The 19,145-nt window shown below is 60.3% G+C and carries 9 protein-coding genes, 1 rRNA gene and 1 pseudogene; 7 read left to right on the plus strand and 4 right to left on the minus strand.

Annotated features, from left to right (window positions below; all coding sequences use genetic code 11):
- Together KGB14_RS21355 and KGB14_RS21360 are read left to right on the plus strand one after the other, a co-directional pair.
- A pseudogene (locus KGB14_RS21355) lies at positions 1 to 5,867 on the plus strand (LapA family giant adhesin); the annotation flags it as partial.
- A gap of 147 nt (positions 5,868 to 6,014) precedes the next feature.
- Complete coding sequence (locus tag KGB14_RS21360; protein WP_007896114.1) at positions 6,015 to 6,353, plus strand: hypothetical protein; 339 nt, start codon at positions 6,015 to 6,017, stop codon at positions 6,351 to 6,353.
- A 156-nt stretch (positions 6,354 to 6,509) separates the two neighbouring features.
- On the opposite strand, the gene lapD is transcribed toward KGB14_RS21360, so the two are convergent.
- Both lapD and lapG read right to left on the minus strand, forming a co-directional pair.
- The gene (gene lapD / locus KGB14_RS21365; protein ID WP_223488679.1) at positions 6,510 to 8,456 is read right to left on the minus strand and encodes a cyclic di-GMP receptor LapD; all 1,947 of its coding nucleotides are present in this window, start codon (positions 8,454 to 8,456) and stop codon (positions 6,510 to 6,512) included.
- Between the two features lie 14 nt (positions 8,457 to 8,470).
- Positions 8,471 to 9,163: a cysteine protease LapG gene (lapG, locus tag KGB14_RS21370; protein WP_223488680.1), complete on the minus strand. Its 693-nt coding sequence runs from the start codon at positions 9,161 to 9,163 to the stop codon at positions 8,471 to 8,473.
- A gap of 199 nt (positions 9,164 to 9,362) precedes the next feature.
- Between lapG and KGB14_RS21375 the strand changes: the two genes are divergently transcribed.
- The 5 genes from KGB14_RS21375 (at position 9,363) to KGB14_RS21395 (ending at position 16,446) form a co-directional block, all read left to right on the plus strand.
- Positions 9,363 to 10,073, plus strand: coding sequence for a GntR family transcriptional regulator (locus KGB14_RS21375; RefSeq protein WP_223488681.1), 711 nt, complete (start codon positions 9,363 to 9,365; stop codon positions 10,071 to 10,073).
- A gap of 743 nt (positions 10,074 to 10,816) precedes the next feature.
- Positions 10,817 to 11,593, plus strand: coding sequence for a DUF3050 domain-containing protein (locus KGB14_RS21380; RefSeq protein WP_223488682.1), 777 nt, complete (start codon positions 10,817 to 10,819; stop codon positions 11,591 to 11,593).
- A complete protein-coding gene (locus KGB14_RS21385) occupies positions 11,590 to 12,519 on the plus strand; it encodes a diiron oxygenase (protein ID WP_223488683.1) in 930 nt (309 codons plus the stop codon). Before KGB14_RS21380 ends, KGB14_RS21385 begins: the two co-directional genes overlap by 4 nt.
- Positions 12,520 to 12,532: 13 nt before the next feature.
- Entirely contained in the window at positions 12,533 to 15,949 is a 3,417-nt protein-coding gene (locus tag KGB14_RS21390) for a non-ribosomal peptide synthetase (RefSeq protein ID WP_223488684.1), read from the plus strand.
- A 29-nt stretch (positions 15,950 to 15,978) separates the two neighbouring features.
- Complete coding sequence (locus tag KGB14_RS21395; RefSeq protein ID WP_223488685.1) at positions 15,979 to 16,446, plus strand: SRPBCC family protein; 468 nt, start codon at positions 15,979 to 15,981, stop codon at positions 16,444 to 16,446.
- A gap of 119 nt (positions 16,447 to 16,565) precedes the next feature.
- Here the strand turns inward: KGB14_RS21395 and KGB14_RS21400 are convergent, their stop codons facing one another.
- Both KGB14_RS21400 and rrf read right to left on the minus strand, forming a co-directional pair.
- A complete protein-coding gene (locus tag KGB14_RS21400; RefSeq protein ID WP_223488686.1) occupies positions 16,566 to 18,446 on the minus strand; it encodes a methyl-accepting chemotaxis protein in 1,881 nt (626 codons plus the stop codon).
- A 397-nt stretch (positions 18,447 to 18,843) separates the two neighbouring features.
- Positions 18,844 to 18,959, minus strand: a 5S ribosomal RNA gene (gene rrf / locus KGB14_RS21405).
- Positions 18,960 to 19,145 lie beyond the last annotated feature (186 nt).

Below are 19,145 nucleotides of genomic sequence, written 5' to 3' on the forward strand. Positions count from 1 at the left end.
TGGAAGTCGACGGCAAATCGGCAGACACCTCGGTGACCGACACCGCGGACACCACTACTCTGAGTCTGAGCGCGACTGACTCGGTCGCCGAAGGCGGCTCCATTGTTTACACCGCGACTCTGACCAATGCCGCCAGCACTCCGGTGACCGTGACGCTGAGCAACGGCGCCGTGATCACCATCGATGCCGGTAAAACCACCGGCACCGTGACCGTCGATGCGCCGAAGGACGACGTCTATAAAGACGCCGGCACCGTTGAAGCGACCATCAAAGACGCAACCGGCGGCAACTTTGAAAACCTGGCCACCAGCCCAGCGGCAGCGGTCACCACCGTCAACGACACCATCGACACCAGCACCGTTTCGCTGAATGCCACTTCGAGTGTCGCCGAAGGCGGCACCGTGGTTTACACCGCATCGGTTTCCGCACCGGTCACCGGCTCGCCAGTCGTCGTAACCCTGTCTAACGGCCAGACCATCACCATCCCGGTCGGCTCGAGCAGCGCCAGCGTCAATTACACCGCACCCAACGATGCCCTGGCCGGTGGCGGCTCTTTGAGCGTCAAGATCGACGACGCCAAGGGCGGTAACTACGAGAAACTGGAAGTCGACGGCAAATCGGCCAACACCTCGATCACCGATACCCCGGACACCACCAACCTATCGTTGACCGCGACCGGCGCCGTGGATGAAGGCGGCCAGATCACCTATACGGCGACCCTGACCAATGCCGCCGGCACACCCGTGACTGTGACCCTGTCGAATGGTGCAGTGATCACCATCGAAGCGGGTAAAACCTCCGGCTCCGTAACCGTCGCGGCGCCGTCCGATGACGTTTACAAAGACGCCGGTACTGTCCAGGCGACCATTTCCACCGCCACCGGCGGCGACTTCGAAAACCTGGTCACCAGCAACACAGCTGCGGTCACCACCGTCAACGACACCATCGACACCAGCACCGTTTCGCTGAGTGCCACTTCGAGCGTCGCCGAAGGTGGCACCGTGGTTTACACCGCTTCGGTGTCTGCTCCAGTCACCGGTTCGCCAGTCGTCGTAACCCTGTCTAACGGCCAGACCATCACCATCCCGGTCGGCTCGAGCAGCGCCAGCGTCAACTACACCGCACCAAACGATGCCCTGGCCGGTGGCGGCTCCCTGAGCGTCAAGATCGACGACGCCAAGGGTGGCAACTACGAGAAACTGGAAGTCGATGGCAAATCGGCCAACACCTCGATCACCGACACGGCGGACACCACCACCCTCAGCCTGAGCGCATCCGACTCAGTCGCTGAAGGCGGTACCATCGTTTACACCGCAACCCTGACCAACGCCGCCGGCACACCGGTCACCGTGACCCTGAGCAACGGCGCCGTGATCACCATCGACGCCGGCAAAACCACCGGCACTGTGACCGTCCCAGCTCCATCCGACGACGTTTACAAAGACGCCGGCACGGTCCAGGCAACCATCTCCACCGCCAGCGGCGGCAATTTCGAGAACCTGGTGCCAAGCACTGCCCCGGCAGTCACCAGCATCACCGACACCATCGACATCTCGACCGTCACCCTGAACGCCACCGCTTCGGCGGCTGAAGGCGGCACCGTCACTTACACCGCGACTGTCGGTGCACCGGTGACAGGCAGCCCGGTCACTGTGTCCCTGGCCAACGGTCAGACGATCACTATCGACATCGGTCAAACCACCGGTACCGTGACCACCCCCGCACCGAACGATGCACTGGCCGGTCATGCTCCGCTGACCAACTCGATCACCAGCGTCAGCGGCGGCAATTACGAGAACCTCGTGGCGGATAAAACGCCGGTCAGCACCACCGTGACCGATACCGTCGACACCACCAACCTCAGCTTGAGCGCGACCAACTCGGTAGCCGAAGGTGGCCAGATCACTTACACCGCGACCCTGACCAACGCCGCCGGCACTCCGGTGACCGTGACGTTGAGCAACGGCGCCGTGATCACCATCGATGCGGGCAAAACCACCGGCACCGTGACCGTCGCGGCACCGTCCGATGACGTTTACAAAGATGCCGGTACTGTCCAGGCGACCATCTCCACCGCCACCGGTGGCAACTTCGAAAACCTGGTCACCAGCCCAACGGCGGCAGTCACCACCGTCACCGACACGATCGACAAAACCGAAGTCAGCATCAGCGGCAGCACCTCGGTGACCGAAGGCCAGACCGCCAGCTACACCGTCAGCCTGACCCACCCGGCGCAGACCGAAGTGACCCTGAAAATCGTCTACAGCGGCACCGCCGCCGACGGTTCGGACTTCACCGGCGTGTACACCGTGAAAATCCCGGCCGGCGCCAGCAGCGCGAGCTTCAACGTCGCGACACTGGACGACAAGCTCACCGAAGGCACCGAGAATTTCGTGGTCAAGATTGACTCGGCCACCGGCGGCAACTTCGAAAACCTCGCGGTCAGCGCCTCCAACGGCAGCGTCAGCACCTCGATCATCGACAACGATGCCGCGCCGGTTCTCGACCTGGATGCCAACAACTCCAGCGGCGCCACCGGGGCCAACTACAACGTGACCTTCACCGAAGGCACCACCGGCCAGGGCGTATCGATCGGCGACACCGACCTGAGCATCACCGACCCGGACAGCACGATGCTGACCGGCGCGACCATCGTGCTGACCAACCGTCAGCCGGGCGACGCGCTGAACCTGGGCAATAGCGTCAATGGCATCACCATCAATGCCAACAGCCAGGACGGCACCGTCACCCTGACCCTGTCGGGCAACGCGACGCTGGCCGACTACATGCAACAGATCAAAAACATCAGCTTCACCAACAGCAGTGAGGACCCGAGCACCGTGCCGCGGATCATCACTGTGACGGTGACCGATGGCAGCAACTACTCAAACACCGCGACCACCACCGTCAACGTGGTGTCCGTGAACGACGCGCCAACCGCCGCACCGGTTAACGTCACCGGCACCGAAGACACCCCGCTGATCCTCGGCTGGTCGACCTTCGGCATCAGCGATGTCGATAGCCCGGCCGCCAACCTGGGGGTAAAAATCACTCAGTTGCCGGGCGAAGGTAAATTGCAGTACCTGGACGGTGCGACCTGGAAAGACGTGGCGACCAACCAGACCTTCAGCAAGGCCGATATCGACGCCGGCAAGCTGCGCTTCACGCCGGATGCCAACGAATCGGGCGTCGATGGCTACGGCGGCACCGGCATGGGCAACAACCAGGCGGACTACGCGCAGATCAAGTTCCAGCCAACCGACGGTCAACTGCTGGGCAACACCGGCACGGTGAAAATCGACATCACGCCGGTTGCCGACGCGCCATCCCTGAGCGTCGCGGACAACAGTGTCAAGTCCACCGGCCTGGTCAAGGAAGTCTGGACCGGTCTGTCAGGCCTCGGCACCGATGGCAGCGGCGCGCCTTCCGGTACGCTGAAATCGGTCATCGACGCCGCAGGCACTCCGAACTCCACCGGCACCGTGACCAACGTTCAGTCCGACGGCGGCGTCACCGCCGGCACGGCCTCGAAAACATCCGGCCTGATTTATCTCGAGGCCGGCAAGACGTATACCTTCAGCGGTACTGGTGATGACAGTCTGTTGGTGACCATCGGCGGTAAAAACGTGGCCGCCACCACGTGGGGGGCGGGCGGTAATCTGAACGGCTCGTTCACCCCGACCACCAGCGGTTACTACACCCTGGACATCTACCACCACAACCAGAGCGGCCCGGGCAGCTATGACGTCAACCTGTCGGTCAACGGCGGTGCGGCAATCGACCTGAGCAGTGCCGGCGTGCCGCTGTACACCGGCGTAGCGGATCTGGCCGCTTCTGGCGTGACCGTGTCCGACCTGCACGGCACCAATAGCGAAGGCTACTACGACGGCTACAAACTCAACGAAGGCGCCGAAGGCACCAGCGTTCACCTGTCCGCGATCAAAACGGCACTGACCGACACCGACGGCTCCGAAAGCCTGAGCGTGAAGATCAGCGGCATCCCGGCGGGCTCGGTGCTGACCGATGGCGCGGGCCACACCTTCACCGCCAGCGCCACCTCCGGCGAAGCCAACGTCACCGGCTGGAACCTCGGCACCCTGACCGTCACGCCACCGCCGTACTACAACGGCCAGTTCACCCTGACCGTGACATCGACATCCACCGAAGCGCTCGGTGGTTCGGCGCCAAGCTCCACGCAGATCCCGGTCACGGTCTACCCGGCGGTGTACAACGCCGTCACCGCGACTGCCGCCGACGACACCATCACTGGCACCGACGGCAACGACATCATGATCGCCGACATCGGCGGGCTGACCGTGGTGCCGGGCACCAACTACAACATCGCGTTCATGGTCGATAGCTCGGGCAGCATGAGCGCCTCTTCGATCAGCGCCGCCAAGGATTCGCTGACAGCGGTGTTCAACACGCTCAAGCAAAGCATGGGTGGCAACTCCGGGACGGTGAACATCTTCCTGGTGGACTTCGATAACCAGGTCAACAAGTCGGTGTCGGTGAACCTGAATGATCCGAACGCACTGACCTTGCTCAAATCCGTTCTGGACTCGATGTCGTCCGGCGGCGGCACCAACTACGAAGACGTGTTCAAGACCACGGCCAACTGGTTCCAGAGTGCCGACGCGATTGCCAACACCGGTGCGAAGAACCTCACGTACTTCATCACCGACGGCAAGCCGACCTACTACCAGAGCGGCGAGCAAACCAACCCGACCCTGTTCGGCAACGTGAAGCTCGATGACGTCATCACCACCACCAACTACAAGTTGGGGCAGACCTATTCCAACTATCTGGACAGCACTCACTACCTGAGCATCGACAGTGCCGGCAACGTCACGCTGCAGACGCTGAAAAACTCGGGGCGCTGGAGCAGTTCTGAACTGGGCACCCTCCATGCCGAGGGTAACGGCACCTACGAACTGTCCTATCGCGATGGCACCGGCTACAGCACCGATTCCACCGCCATCGACAACTCCACCGGCAGCTTCACGTTGCTGAGCAACGTGTCGACGGTCGAAGCCATCGGCCTGAACAAAGACGTCACCCTCAGCGACCTCAAGCCGTACGACTCGGATCAGACGCCACAGACCAACATCGACCCGAAAGACCTGGCCAACTCGATCATCGGCCATACCGAAGCGACAATGCCGGGTGCCGACACGGTCAGCGGCGGTGACGGCAACGACCTCCTGTTCGGCGATCTGGTGAGCTTCAATGGCATTGCCGGCGAGGGTTATCAGGCCATGCAGGCGTTCGTGGCCCAGCAGACCGGCGTCGATGTCAGCAAAGTCACCACCAGCAATGTGCACCAGTTCATCACCGAGCACTACACCGCGTTCGACGTGTCGGGTGCCCACGACGGCAATGATTCGCTGCTGGGTGGCGCGGGCAACGACATTCTCTTCGGCCAGGGTGGCAACGACCTCCTCGACGGCGGCAAGGGCAATGACATCCTGCTCGGCGGCAGCGGCAATGACTCGTTGATCGGCGGTCAAGGCAACGACATCCTGATTGGCGGTTCGGGTGCCGACTCCTTCATCTGGAAGGCGGGCGACACCGGCAGCGACGTGATCAAGGACTTCAAGGCCAGCGAAGGCGATCGCATCGACCTGCGTGATCTGTTGCAGGGCGAAAGCGGCAGCACCATCGATCACTTCCTGAAGATCACCACCGTGGACGGCGTGTCGTCTCTGCAAGTCAGCTCTGGCGGCAAGTTCAACGGCGCCGACGCTGCAGCGGCCACCCCGGACGTGACGATCAAACTGGAAGGTAACAATTGGTCCAGCGCCAGCATCAACTCGTTGATTGCCGGCAGTGACCCGACCATCAAGGTCGATCACAACAACAGCTGATCAGCGAGCTGACGGCCGCCCGAAACGGGCGGCCGTCACGTTTGTGCCCACCTCACGGGTGACGATTGGGTCGTCGCACCGCATACTCGCCTGCGTTGGCCTATGCTGCTGACAGCACGACGCTGGTCCATTTCCGAGGGATGCTCAATGTTTTACGTGCAACGCGATGCGCAAGGTCAGTTAGTGCGCGTGGAAGCCACGGCCTACGCCGAGGCCACGGAAACGCTGCCGGCCGATCACCATGAAATCCAGGCCTGGTTTGCCCACGAAGTGGTGGAAACCAGCCTCAAGCAGCTCAAGCAGAGCGACCTGGAAATGATCCGGGTACTCGATGACTTGATTCAGGTGCTGACCCAAAAAGGCGTGATCCGCGTCACCGACCTGCCGGCCGCCGCGCAGGCCAAGCTGATGGATCGAACCCAGGCCCGTGAAGCGTTGGGCGGGTTGAGCCAGTTGATCGATGATGATGAGACGGGGTTGATCTAACGCCCCGCCTTCATTGTTGTTTGTGCTGACGCCTTCGCGGGCAAGCCTCGCTCCTACAGGATTTGTGTCGTGCCGCAATCGCGTGAACGAACGCAACTCTGTAGGAGCGAGGCTTGCCCGCGAAGACGGATTCACTGACGACTTAACTCAAAAGCCTCACCGCCAAGGCTTCGGCTCACCAAAGAGTTGCCCCTGAACCCCATACAACCCCATCTCACGAATCACCGACAACTCCCCTTCGGTCTCGACCCGCTCGGCAATCAACGGCAAATCAATGCTATGCGCCGCCCGCTGAATCGCCTCGATGAACAGACGCTTGTCGCTCTCCTGATCAATCGCCCGGATGTAACTGCCGTCGATTTTCAGATACGCCAACCCCAGCCGCGCCAAATTACCGATCATGCTGAAGCGCCCACCAAAACGCTGCAGACTCAGCGAGAACCCAAGTTCGCGCAGACGCCGCGTCAGCTGTTCCAGCACCGCTTGCTCGGGCAATTGTTCTTCGCCGATTTCCAGGGTCAGTCGCTCCCCGAGATTCGAATGAGCACGCAGGATCTCGAACACCTTGTTCAGCGCCTGCGGATCCGCCAGGGTCGCCGAGGACAGGTTCAGCGCCAGCGACTCCTCATGGTCAGCCATCTGCTCAAGCACCCGTTCCAGCATCAAACGGTCCAGCCGCGCGGTCCAGCCGAAACGCTCGAGCCACGGCAGGAAACGCCCGGCGGGAATGGTCTGGCCCTGTTCGTCGAGCAGGCGCGACAGCACTTTGTAATGCAGCACCAACTGCGTGTCCTGGCTGGCCACCACCGGTTGGAAATACAGCTCGAAACGCTGCTGATTCAACGCCTGATCCAGCAATTTGTGCCAGGCATGATGGTCATCGCCAACCCGGGCCGATGCGCTCTGATCGAGGCATGCCCAGCTTGGTTCGCCCTGACTTTCCGCCTGGGCCAACGCCTGATCCGCCAACCCGATCACTGCTTGCGGCGAGTCGCCATGGGCAAACGGCGTCAGCCCGATCGAGGCCACCGAAGCCACGTCCGTGGCGCCCGTCGCATGTAGGCTGGCCAGGGCACTGTCGAGGTTACTCGCCAATTGCAGCGCCTCTTCGCGTACCAGCCCCGGCGCCAGCACGGCGAATTCACCGCCACGAATGCGCGTGACGAGGTTCTGGGTTTCCGGGTACTTGGCGCACTCGCGGGACAACTGCTCGCCCACCGCTTTCAACAATTCATCGGTACGTTGACCGCCCAGCCGCTGATTCAAGCCGGCCAGATCCTTGACCCGCAGCAGCAGCAAATAGCCGGAGCTGGCCTGCTCAGGATTGCTTACTCGCGCGTTCAATTGCATCTCGAAATAGCGCCGGTTGGCCAGGCCGGTCAGGTTGTCCTGATAGGATTCGGCCCGCAGTTTTTCACTGCGTTCGGCCTGTTCCTGGAACAGTGCCTTGAGCTTCTCGACCATCTGGTTCATCGCCTGCACCACGCGGCGCAGTTCCGGGGTGCGCGGCAGTTCCGGCAGGCTGAGGAATTCGCGGCGAGCAATGGCGTGGGATTGCTTGACCATGTAATCCAGCGGCTTCAGTTGCCGACGCAACAACAACGCGCCCAGCACCGCACTCACCGCGCCGCAGATCAACAACCAGCCGAGGCTGCCCAACGCGCTTTGCCACAGCTTGGCCAACGCGAACATCGGATGGCTGACCACCTCGACCCGCGCGGCCTGCTCCCAGCCACGGCTGACAAGCGCGTCGCCACCGGCCGGCTCCAGGCCGATCAGTTTGACGAACCAGTTTGGCACGTTGGTGACCGCCGGGATGCCGCTGCGCTCGACAATCGTCTTGTCGTTGGCCAGATCGACCACACGGATGCTCGCGTAATAACCGCTGTCGAAGATCGAACTGACCAGCAACTCGACCATCGCCGGGTCGTCGATGTTCGGCGTCAGGGACAGCGCCAATGCTGTTGCGGCGTCCTGGGCGTGGGAGCGCAACTGGTTGACGTACTGGGTGCGCGAGCTTTCCAGGCTGACCATGAAGCTGCCGGTGAAGGCGACCACCAGGAACAGACAGATAGCGATCAACAGCTGTTTGAACAAAGACATCCGAGCGCGTGCTCCTAGTTAGTCGTCTCGACCGGAAAACCTTCGGCCTGCATTTTCTTCAACACATCCTGCCAGCGGGACAGGCGTTTGGTGTCTCCGACCTTTTTGTTGCCCTTGGCACCCGGCAACCACAACCCTTCGGCATTGAAAGAGTAGACCGGCAACAAATCGGTTCGCTGGTTGGCGGGCTTGATCGCGTCGATCAGGCTGTCGAGCACCAGAGGCATGGCCTCGGGGCTCGAGTAGTAAGTCAGCACCATGTGCGCGCGGTTCAGGCGCAAAGCCTTGACGTAGGTAATGCGCAGCTTGTCACTGGAGACACCAAGATGGCGCAGGCTGAAATATTTGGCGATGGCGTAGTCTTCGCAATCACCGGCGCCTTTCCACAAGGCTTCGATCGGCGTTTCCCAGTAATCGACCTCATGCCACAGGTCGATGTCTTCTTCGTAACGCATCTGCTGGTTGAAGAACTGGTTGACCACCTTGAGCTGTTCCAGCTCACCCACCTGCTTATGCGTGGCCAGCAACTGCTGCCAGGCATCAATGCGCTGCCGCCCTTCCCCCAAAGGCCCGTACAATGCCTGCGCGCGGCGGCTGATCAGCGAAAAATCCCAGTCGGCATGCAACCCGCCCAGCATGACGCCGGCCAGCAGCAGTGCGCAGCCAAGCCAGCGCAAAGTCCGAGGAATCGCGAAACGTACCGCCAATGCGAGGCATCCAGGGTAGGCAGGAGGAAGTCGGTTGATGGTGCAGGTTAGCCCGATAAAAGACAATGGCACGGTGAGATCACTTCCGGCACGCTAGACTTTAAAGTAACAAGATCTTTTGCCCGTTTGACAACCCGTCAGGCAGTCACTAGTGTCCACTTGGATCCAAGTCCTTTCATTTGATCAGGGTGCGTTTGTTGTGACACAGAAGCCCAACCCTCTCAGCAGTATCAAGGTTAACGGGCCGATTCCCGCTCATCTGGCACGCTCGGTAATCGAAGAAACCCTGCGCGCGGCGATTCTCGATGGCCGCATTCCTTGCGGTACCGCCCTGCGTCAGCAAGACCTCGCCGACCTGTTCGGCGTCAGCCGCATGCCGGTGCGCGAAGCCTTGCGCCAGCTCGAAGCGCAAGCGCTGCTCAACGTGATCGCCCACAAAGGCGCGGTGGTCGCACCGCTGGTTCAGGGCGATGCGACAGAAACCTATGAACTGCGAATCCTGCTGGAGTCCGAAGCCTTGCGCCGGTCGATTCCTCTGCTCGAAGCCGCCGATTTCGAACAGGCTGCCCGCTGTATCGAAGAGTTGGAGATGCAACACGACTACACCGAGATCGGCCGGCTCAATCGTCTGTTCCACATGGCGCTTTACAACAAGGCTCCCAACCAGCGGTTGCTGAGGCTGGTTGAAGACGGGTTGAATGAAGAGGAACGCTTTCTGCGCTTCAACCTGGAAGCCATGGGCCTGGGCAAACTGTCCCAGGAAGATCACCGGGCGTTGTTGCGAGCTGTAGAAGAGCGGGACGTCGAGCGTGCGGTGACGCTGCTCGAAAACCACCTCAACCGGGGCGTTGAAGTCATCACGCGCTACCTCGAAAGCCCCGAGGCTCAGCGCCGGAAAACCTCCAGGTAAACCGCAGCGGCAGGCCGGAGCGAGCCCATTGAGCAGCTCGCTTTCTTGTCGCGACATTGAGCTGATCTGCACTCGGATGGCTCGACGAACAATCTGCTTACAAATCCCCTTTCGTTCACGCCAGACCGGTGCGCAACGGCTGCATGCCCCCCTCACTGCCCCCGTCACCCTCAAGCCCGAAAATTGCACCGAACGGATCATGCGTCGGTGATAGCGGCTGCCGTGAATTACGCTCACTCTTGAGCTGCCAACGAATAATGACGGGCGACGCACCGCATCAGCGGAGCAGTCCCCGCACCAAGAACCTACGGAAGGAGTCTTGCCACGGGAAAAGGAAGAAACGGCGTCGCTCATGGCCAACTTCCCCCCTCTCAGTTCACATCAAACGATCCAAGTAGAAAGTTGCTTTGAGTGAGGCATTCACTCTTTATCCAAATTTTGACTTATATAAGCCGAAAGGAGCAACTACGCCCAAATAAAACTTTACGCAAAAGTCTTATTGCAACTTCTCGCGCGCAAGAAAGTTAAACTTTCAATTAATTAAAAAATAACTTGCCCCGTACTTTGTTCGTGTATTAGTTTTTCTCCGCCGCCCATAGACACTATGCGCCAGGCACTACTTAGCGCTGTACACGCCCCTGAAAACATCAATTCAATTGAGGCTCCCGTTCGCCAATAGAAAACCAATAAAACCCTCACTGTATTGAATACACCCTCTCAACGGATCACTTATAGGCTCGCTCATGAAACCGACTAAAGATCGTCTTAATCAGAAGAAAGCAGAACTTAGTGCGCACCCGATCTTCTCTGAAATACATTCGTTATCGGTCCTTCAACGCTTCATGGAAACCCATGTGTTCGCGGTATGGGACTTCATGTCGCTGACCAAGCGCCTGCAACAGGAACTGACCTGCGTTCAGCTGCCCTGGCTGCCGCCGCGAGATCCTCAGGCCGCACGCTTGATCAACGAAATTGTGCTCGGTGAAGAGTCTGATGATCGCCCCGCCCAAGGTCACTACAGCCATTTCGAGTTGTACCTGGATGCGATGCGCGAAGTCGGTGCGAGCACGGTCGCTGTCGAACGCTTCGTGGCGCTGCAAAAAGAAGGCGTGAGCTACGACGTGGCGTTGCAAAGCGTGGACGTCGCCCCGGCGGCCGCGCAGTTCGTGCGCCACACCTTGCACACCGCGATGCATGCACCGGGGCACAGTGTGGCGGCGGCGTTTCTGCATGGTCGCGAGAGTGTCATCCCGCAGATGTTTCAGCGGATTCTCGACGACTGGGGCATCGGCATCGAACAGGCGCCGACCTTCCGTTACTACCTGGAACGGCACATCGAAGTCGATTCCGAAGACCACGGCCCGGCGGCGGAAAAACTCCTCTCCCGTCTGGTCGATGGCGATCCGCAGCGTGAAGAGGATGTTTACGCCAGCGCCATCGCCGCCGTGGAAAGTCGCATCGCCCTGTGGGACGGCTTGCGCCTGAGCATGAGCGAACCGGTTGCGGAGGTGAACGCATGAACGCCGCCGACTACCAATCCTTCGCCGATGCCTGGGAAAGCCGCGCGACCATTCGCACCCGCCCCCGGCGCATACTGGAGAACGACGACAAGCTGATCTATCCGCTGAGCCGTCAACCACTGGTGCTGAGCGAAACCTTCCTGCGTGAATGCCCGGAACAACGGGACTTTGCCTTGGTGCAGACGCTCTACAAGTTCATCAACGACGTGGTGATTTTCGAAACCGAGATCGTCGACAAGACCGCCCGCAGCATCGCCAAAAACCGCTTCAGCGTGGCGTTCCCGTTCGCCTGTCGCTACGACGCCATGACCGTGGTGGTGGACGAGGATTACCACGCCCTGGTGGCCATGGATTTCATGCAGCAGACCGTCGCCATGACCGGCATCGCGCCGATCGGATTGCCCGATGAAATCGAACTGAGCCGTGCCATCCCGGCAGCCGTGGCCCTCGCACCGGAGCACCTGCGCAGCGCCGTGGAGCTGATCTGCGTGGCCATCGCCGAGAACACGGTGACCGGCGACGTCGCGGCATTCGCCAAGGACGACACGGTCAAGCAATCGATCAAGGGCCTGATGGCCGACCACTTGCTCGACGAGGGTCGCCACTCCGGGTTCTGGGCGCGGTTGGTGCGCATCTATTGGCACACCGCGAGCGAAGACGACCGCCAGCGCATCGCGCAAATCCTGCCGGTGTTCATCGGCCATTACCTGACCAACGACATCCAGAAGTCCTTCGACTTCCGCTTGATCGACGCCTTGCAGATCAGCGACACGGCGCGGCGGGCACTCAAGAGCGAAGTGTCGGGGCTGGCCTTCCCGATCAATCGCCATCACCCGCTGGTCGCCAACATCGTGCGGTTTTTCCGCAGCAGTTCGCTGCTCGATTCACCGTGCGTGCAAAGCAGCCTGAGCGATTACCTGGTTTAACGAGGAGAACATCATGAGACGTCTCGATATTTTGCTCATTGGGCAAAGCCAGGCCCTGACCGACCTGGCGCTGGAACTCGAACAGCACGGTCATTCACTGGCGCGGCTTGCGAATCTGGAGGCGCTGCCGCCAGGCACGTTTGACTTGCTGATCGACGATGCGAGCCTGCCGCTTCAGGACTTCGGCGATGCACCACGCCTGACGCTGCAGCTGGGTGTCGGGCTGCCCGGAGCATCAGGTCTGCCGACGCTGGACCTTCTGTGCACGTACAACTCGACGCAGCTGACTCGCGTGCCGATCGCTGACGAATTGTCCGGCAATGGCCAGGCATTGCGCCTGCGCGCGGTGGCCGATCTGGTCGATCACGTGGCACTGCTGGTCAGCCGCTTCTCCCGGGATGCCGACTATTTCCTGCAGGCCGAACCGACGGCTTGCGCGCACTTCGAGCAGATGGAAAATCTGCTGTTTCTGGAGCGCCTGGCCTTCGTCCATCGACTCAATACCACGGCTGAACCATGGCTGCTGCAACTGGGCCAGATCCCGATGATCGAGCGCCTTGAACAGCGCTTCATCCAGTCTGCCGAGCGGCCGGCGCTGAACATCGCCGGCTCGGTTCTGAGCTATCGGCAATTGCACGCCCACAGCCGCGCCATCCAGCAGCGTCTACAGCCGTTGCTCGATCAGCATCGGGGACCATTGGTGGTCGGAATCTGCCTGCCAAAATGCAGTGCGTTGTACGCGGGGATTCTGGCGATTCTGGGCAGCGGCGCGGTGTACCTGCCGCTGGAGCCAAGCCATCCGCTGCAACGTCAGCAGTACATCCTGCAAAACGCCGGGGCGGTGTTGTTGCTGCATGACGGAGAACACCCGCTCAGCGAGACGATACCGGGGCTGGACATCAGCCGTATCGACATCGGCGACGTGAATCTCGATCAACCCTTGATGCGCCAACGCCCCGATCTCGACGCGCCATGCATGGCGCTCTATACCTCGGGCACCACGGGCCATCCCAAAGGCGTGTTGCTCAGCCAGGCCAACCTCGCGCACTTCACCGCGTGGTACGCCGACTATGTGCAGCTGACCGAACAGAGCCGAGTTTTGCAGTTTTCATCGTTGAGTTTCGACTCGTCGCTGATCGATATTTTCCCGACCCTGCTCCAGGGCGCCGAGCTGATCGTGCCCAACGATGACCAACGTCGCGACCCGTTGCAACTGGTCGAGCTGATCCACCACCAACGACTCAGCCACGCCTTTTTGCCGCCAGCGCTGTTGAGCATTCTGCCGCTGGATCAGCTGCAAGTCCTCGATCACGTAATGACCGGTGGCGATGTTTGCGAACCCTATGTGATCCAGCAACTGACCCGCCAAGGCAATCTCTACAACCTCTACGGCCCGACCGAAGCCACGGTGCTGATCACCGCGCGGCAACTGCGCACCGGTGACAGCAACCGGACACTCGGCGCGCCGATTGCCAACAGCCAGGTGCTGATCCTCGATGAGGACTTCCAACCAGTGGCCGAGCAAACCGTCGGCGAGTTGTACATCGTCGGTCCGGGGGTGTGCCTGGGTTACCTGAACAACCCACAGCAGACTGCCGAGCGCTATCTGAACCTGAGCCTGCCAAACGGCCAGAGCTTGCGCGCCTACCGCTCCGGTGACATGGCCAAGTGGACCCGCGACGGTATCGAACTGTGCGGACGGCGAGACAATCAGGTGAAGATTCGCGGCTTTCGGGTCGAGCCGGAAGAGATCGAACGCTGCCTGCGCGACAGTCAGCTGTACCGTCAGGTGGCGGTGGTTATCGACCCTAATCGACGGATTCTGGCCTTTCTCGCGCAGCCTCAGGAAGAGCAACCCGGTGCCGCTCGCGAAGCATTGAAAGCCCACGCGATGCAGTTTCTGCCGGACTACATGCAGCCGATCGCCTGGACCGAATTGGCGAGCATGCCATTCGCCAGCAACGGCAAGGTCGACCGCAAAGCGTTGCTGGAACTGCCCGTCAACGTGACCGAAAACAGCCCACGGCGTTTGCCCGTCAGCGCCGATGAAGCACTGTTGCTGGAAATCTGGGCCGAGCTGCTGGAGCTGCCCGCCAGTGACATCTCCACCGACGAAAGCTTCTTCAATCTGGGCGGGCACTCGATCCTGCTGTCGCGCATGCTCCTGCGTTTGCGCGAAGAGTTTGGCCGCAGTATCTCGATCAACCGCTTCATCGAACTGCCGACGATAGCGAAGCTGGCGACCCTGGTTCGCGGCTCCGGGACCGAGGAAGTGCTGAGTGAAAAAGCCCTGGCCGATGCCTTCCGCGAACTGGACATCGAGCCATTGCCGGTCAGTCGAATGGGCGATGTGCACAAGGTGATCGTCACCGGCGCCAACAGCTTTGTCGGTGTTCATATCGTTGAAGCGCTGCTGGCCTGGGGCGCCAGCGAGGTGGCGTGCCTGGTGCGTGATGGCGGCGGGCAATCGGCGGCGCAACGCTTCGCTGATGCGTTGCGGGAAAACCGTCTGGAACACTTGGACATGAGCCGGGTGCGAGTTTACGCAGCAGACATCACTCGCCCGCAACTGGGGCTTAGCGAAGACATTTACGAGCGACTGGATCGCGAGTTCGGTGCGCTGGTGCACAACGCCGCCAACGTCAATCACGTTCTCGATTACGAGTCGCTGGCGCGGGATAACGTCGAACCGATTTTCGAGTGCCTGCGTTTGTGTGAAGGGCGCAGCAAGAAGATCTTCAACTTCGTCTCGACGCTCTCGGCGTCCAGCACGATTTCCGACGATGGCCGGGTCCTGGAATTACCCGCCGCGCAGACACCGCCGATCTACATCAAGAACGGCTACAACCTGTCCAAATGGGTCGGCGAGCGGATCCTCGAACGGGCGCGCGAGCGAGGGGTGCGGGTCAATCTTTATCGCCCCGGCAACATCAGCTTCAACAGCCTCACCGGCGTCTGCCAGCCCCACAAGAATCGCTTGATGCTGATGCTCAAGGGCTCGATCCAACTCGGTCAGGTGCCGGAGTTTGCGCTGAATTTCGACCTGATGCCGGTGGACTTCCTCGCCCGTTTCATCGCCTTCCATGCCAGTCGTTACCAGGCCGAAAAAGCGGTGTTCAACCTGCACAACCCCGAGCCCCTGAGCTGGGACGCCTACGTGGCGTCATTTCGCGAGGCCGGTCGGGAGTTCTCCATGGTCAGCGTCGCCGACTGGCAGCAGCAACTGGGCCGCGTCGACAGCGATAACGCGCTGTTTGGCGTGCTGGGTTTCTACCTCAACGGCTTCGAGGAAGACATCGGAGACATCTCGATGATCGGCCACGACAACGCCCAGGCCGGCGTCCGGCAGATGGGCGCGCACTACCCGGAAAAATCCCCGGCGCTGCTGCGACGCGGCTGCGACTACCTCAAAGAAATCAACTTCATCTGATTCACCCTAACCCTGCACGGAGCAAAACCATGAATACTCTGCAACCCGATACCCTGATCAAAAACCCTCACGGCTGCCACGTCGTGTCTTCGGTGGAAGTACCGGCTGACGCAGCACAAGTCTGGGCCGTGGTCGGCAACTTTTCCGGCTTCGATCAATTCATTCCGGCGCTGTCGCACATCGAGATGACGGGCGAGGGCGTGTCGTCGCTGCGCAAGAAATTCTTCAAGGACGGCAACCTGGTGGTCGAGCAACTCAACTCCCGGGACGACCAGGCACTGAACATGACTTGGACCACCATCTACAACACCTTGGGCGTGGCCAATTTGTGGGCGGCGATGAGTGTTGAATCCCTGGGCGCGAGCAAGTCGCGGGCGACCTGGACCATCATCGCCGAACCGGCCCAGGGCGGTGCCGAGGCCCTGCCGGGGTTCAAGGATTTCGTTCAGGGGTTTGCCGATGATGCGATGGGGAATGTGTTGAAGCTGTTTGCGTAAGGCTTCGGTTCAGCGGTGACTGATCTACCGCTTTCGCGGGCAAGCCTCGCTCCCACAAGGGCACTTGTAGGAGCGAGGCTTGCCCGCGAAGAACGATAACGCGGTTGAACTCACCTCAATCAGATCTTGAAGCTATCAACCAACTGCTTCAACCGACTGGCCTGCTGGGACAGCGCATCGCAATCCTTCAATGTTTCATTGAGATTGGCCACGCTTTGCTGGTTCAACAGGTTGATCTGGTTGACGTCGACGTTGAGGGTTTCCACCACGGCGGTCTGCTCTTCGGTCGCCGCGGCTACCGATTGGTTCATGCCGTCGATTTCGCCGATGCGTTGAGTCACGCTGACCAGTCGCAGACCGGCCTGGTTTGCCACTTCGACGCTCTGCTCGCTGGATGCCTGACTGGCGTTCATCGTGGTCACCGCTTCGCGAGAACCGATCTGCAGCGAGCTGATCATCTTGTGGATCTCTTCCGCCGATTCCTGGGTGCGATGAGCCAGGTTACGCACCTCGTCCGCCACCACCGCAAAACCACGACCGGCCTCACCGGCACGGGCCGCTTCGATGGCCGCGTTCAGCGCCAGCAAATTGGTCTGCTGGGAGATGCCTTTGATCACATCGAGGATGTGGCCGATGTTATCGGTGCTCGCGTTCAGGGTTTCGATCTGCGTGCAGGACAGGCTGATTTTCTGCGACAGCTCGGTCATGGCCAGGATGGTTTTTTCCACCACCTGACGACCGTCATCGGCCTGCTCGCTCGCGCCGCTGGCGTGTTGCGAAGCATCGGCGGCGTTGCGGGCGATTTCCTGGGTGGCGGCGCCCAATTGGTTGATCGCCGCGGCCACGCTGTTGGTGCGGGCGCTTTGTTCGTCGGAGCCGATGATCGAAGCGTTGGACGACGCCATCACCCGTTGCGACAGGTCATGAACCTGACGGGTCGCCGAGGACACTTCGGAAATCGACGCGTGAATCCGCTCCACGAACTGGTTGAAGGAGCCGCCCAACTCGCCGAATTCGTCTTTGCTTTCTACGACCAGGCGGCGGGTCAGGTCGCCCTCGCCTTGGGCGATGTCCTGCATCGCACGGCCCATCGTGGTCAGCGGACGCATCAGCACGTTGATCAGCAGGCTCAGCAGCACTGCGATGGCGGTCACGGCGATGAACATCGCGATCAGCGCCGAGGTGCGGAACTGGCTCAGCGGTGCGTAGGCCTTGGCCTTATCGATCGACAGACCGACGTACCACTCGGCATTCGGCAAACCAGTCACCGGCGTGAACGAGAGGATGCGGTCCTGCTTGTTCAGCTCTACTTCCTGATTGCCTCTCTCGATGCGGACACTGGAACCCGGATAGATGTCTTTCAGGTTCTTCATCACCTGATCCTTGTCCGGGCTGACGATCACTTGACCGTCGGCGCTGACGAGGAACGCATGACCGATGCCACCGAAGTCCACCGAGTTGATGATCTTCACCAGGGTTTCCAGACTCAGGTCGCCGCCGACAACGCCCAGAAGCTCGCCGCTCTTTTTCACTGGCATGGCGATGGTCACCACCAACCCGCCGACCGCTGCCATGTAGGGCGGAGTCAGCATGGTCTTGTCAGCGACCACGGCTTGTTTGTACCAAGGACGCTGACGCGGATCGTAGCCGTCCGGCATCTTCGCGTCAGGGCGCTGGGTGAACACACCATTGGCCTGCCCAACGTAGGTGAACTGGAAATTCGAGGTGAGGGCGGGTTGATCGACCAGCCCCGGCAGATCGGCATTGGCGCCTTGGTGAGCGACGTTCTGCGCGAGGTTTTCCAGGACCAGCACGCGGCCACTCATCCAGTTCTGCACGCTGCTGGCGGTCAGGTCGCCCGCTTGCTCAACGGAGGATTCGATATTTGCCCGAATGGTGTTTCGCTGCAGATAGTCGTTGTACAAAGTGAACAACGCAAAAGCCAGCACCACGACGCCTGAAGCGGCCAGCAGAATTTTATGGCTGAACTTGAGATTCATATCATGGGACTTCTTATGCAAAAAGTGGGGACGCGTTCCGGGTTGCAACATTCCATGTAACAGCGCAGACGGCATTCTGGAGCCGCTCTACTTTGGTGCACGCATGTCTCATCACTCTGTCGGCACGAGCAGGAGAAATCTTAGGAATTTGTACGAAATGCAGGGCGCTTCCGTCAGATACCCGCCGAACGGCGTGCTAGAGAGCCCAAGCAGTAGTGTTTGCTGACGGTTGCGCAATTGCAGCGGCAGGCCAGCAGCGGTCTGTGGCGTATCTGGTGGCTCGAAGGAGTAGCAAGGCACGCAAGACCTGGATCTGAGCGTTCTGAATTGAAGTTTCTATAAGCCCAGAAAGACAAAACCCCTGTCTGCATAAGCAGACAGGGGTTTCGGAATTCAATCTTGACGATGACCTACTCTCACATGGGGAAACCCCACACTACCATCGGCGATGCATCGTTTCACTGCTGAGTTCGGGATGGGATCAGGTGGTTCCAATGCTCTATGGTCGTCAAGAAATTCTGTGACCAGCCCGTTACAAGGTAACGTGCCAGAAAAATCGGTGACTTCTACTAAAACAAAACCCCTACCTGCATACGCAGATAGGGGTTTCGGAATTTAATCTTGACGATGACCTACTCTCACATGGGGAAACCCCACACTACCATCGGCGATGCATCGTTTCACTGCTGAGTTCGGGAT

This window comes from Pseudomonas sp. A-RE-19 (assembly GCF_019956555.1).
Classification (GTDB): domain Bacteria; phylum Pseudomonadota; class Gammaproteobacteria; order Pseudomonadales; family Pseudomonadaceae; genus Aquipseudomonas.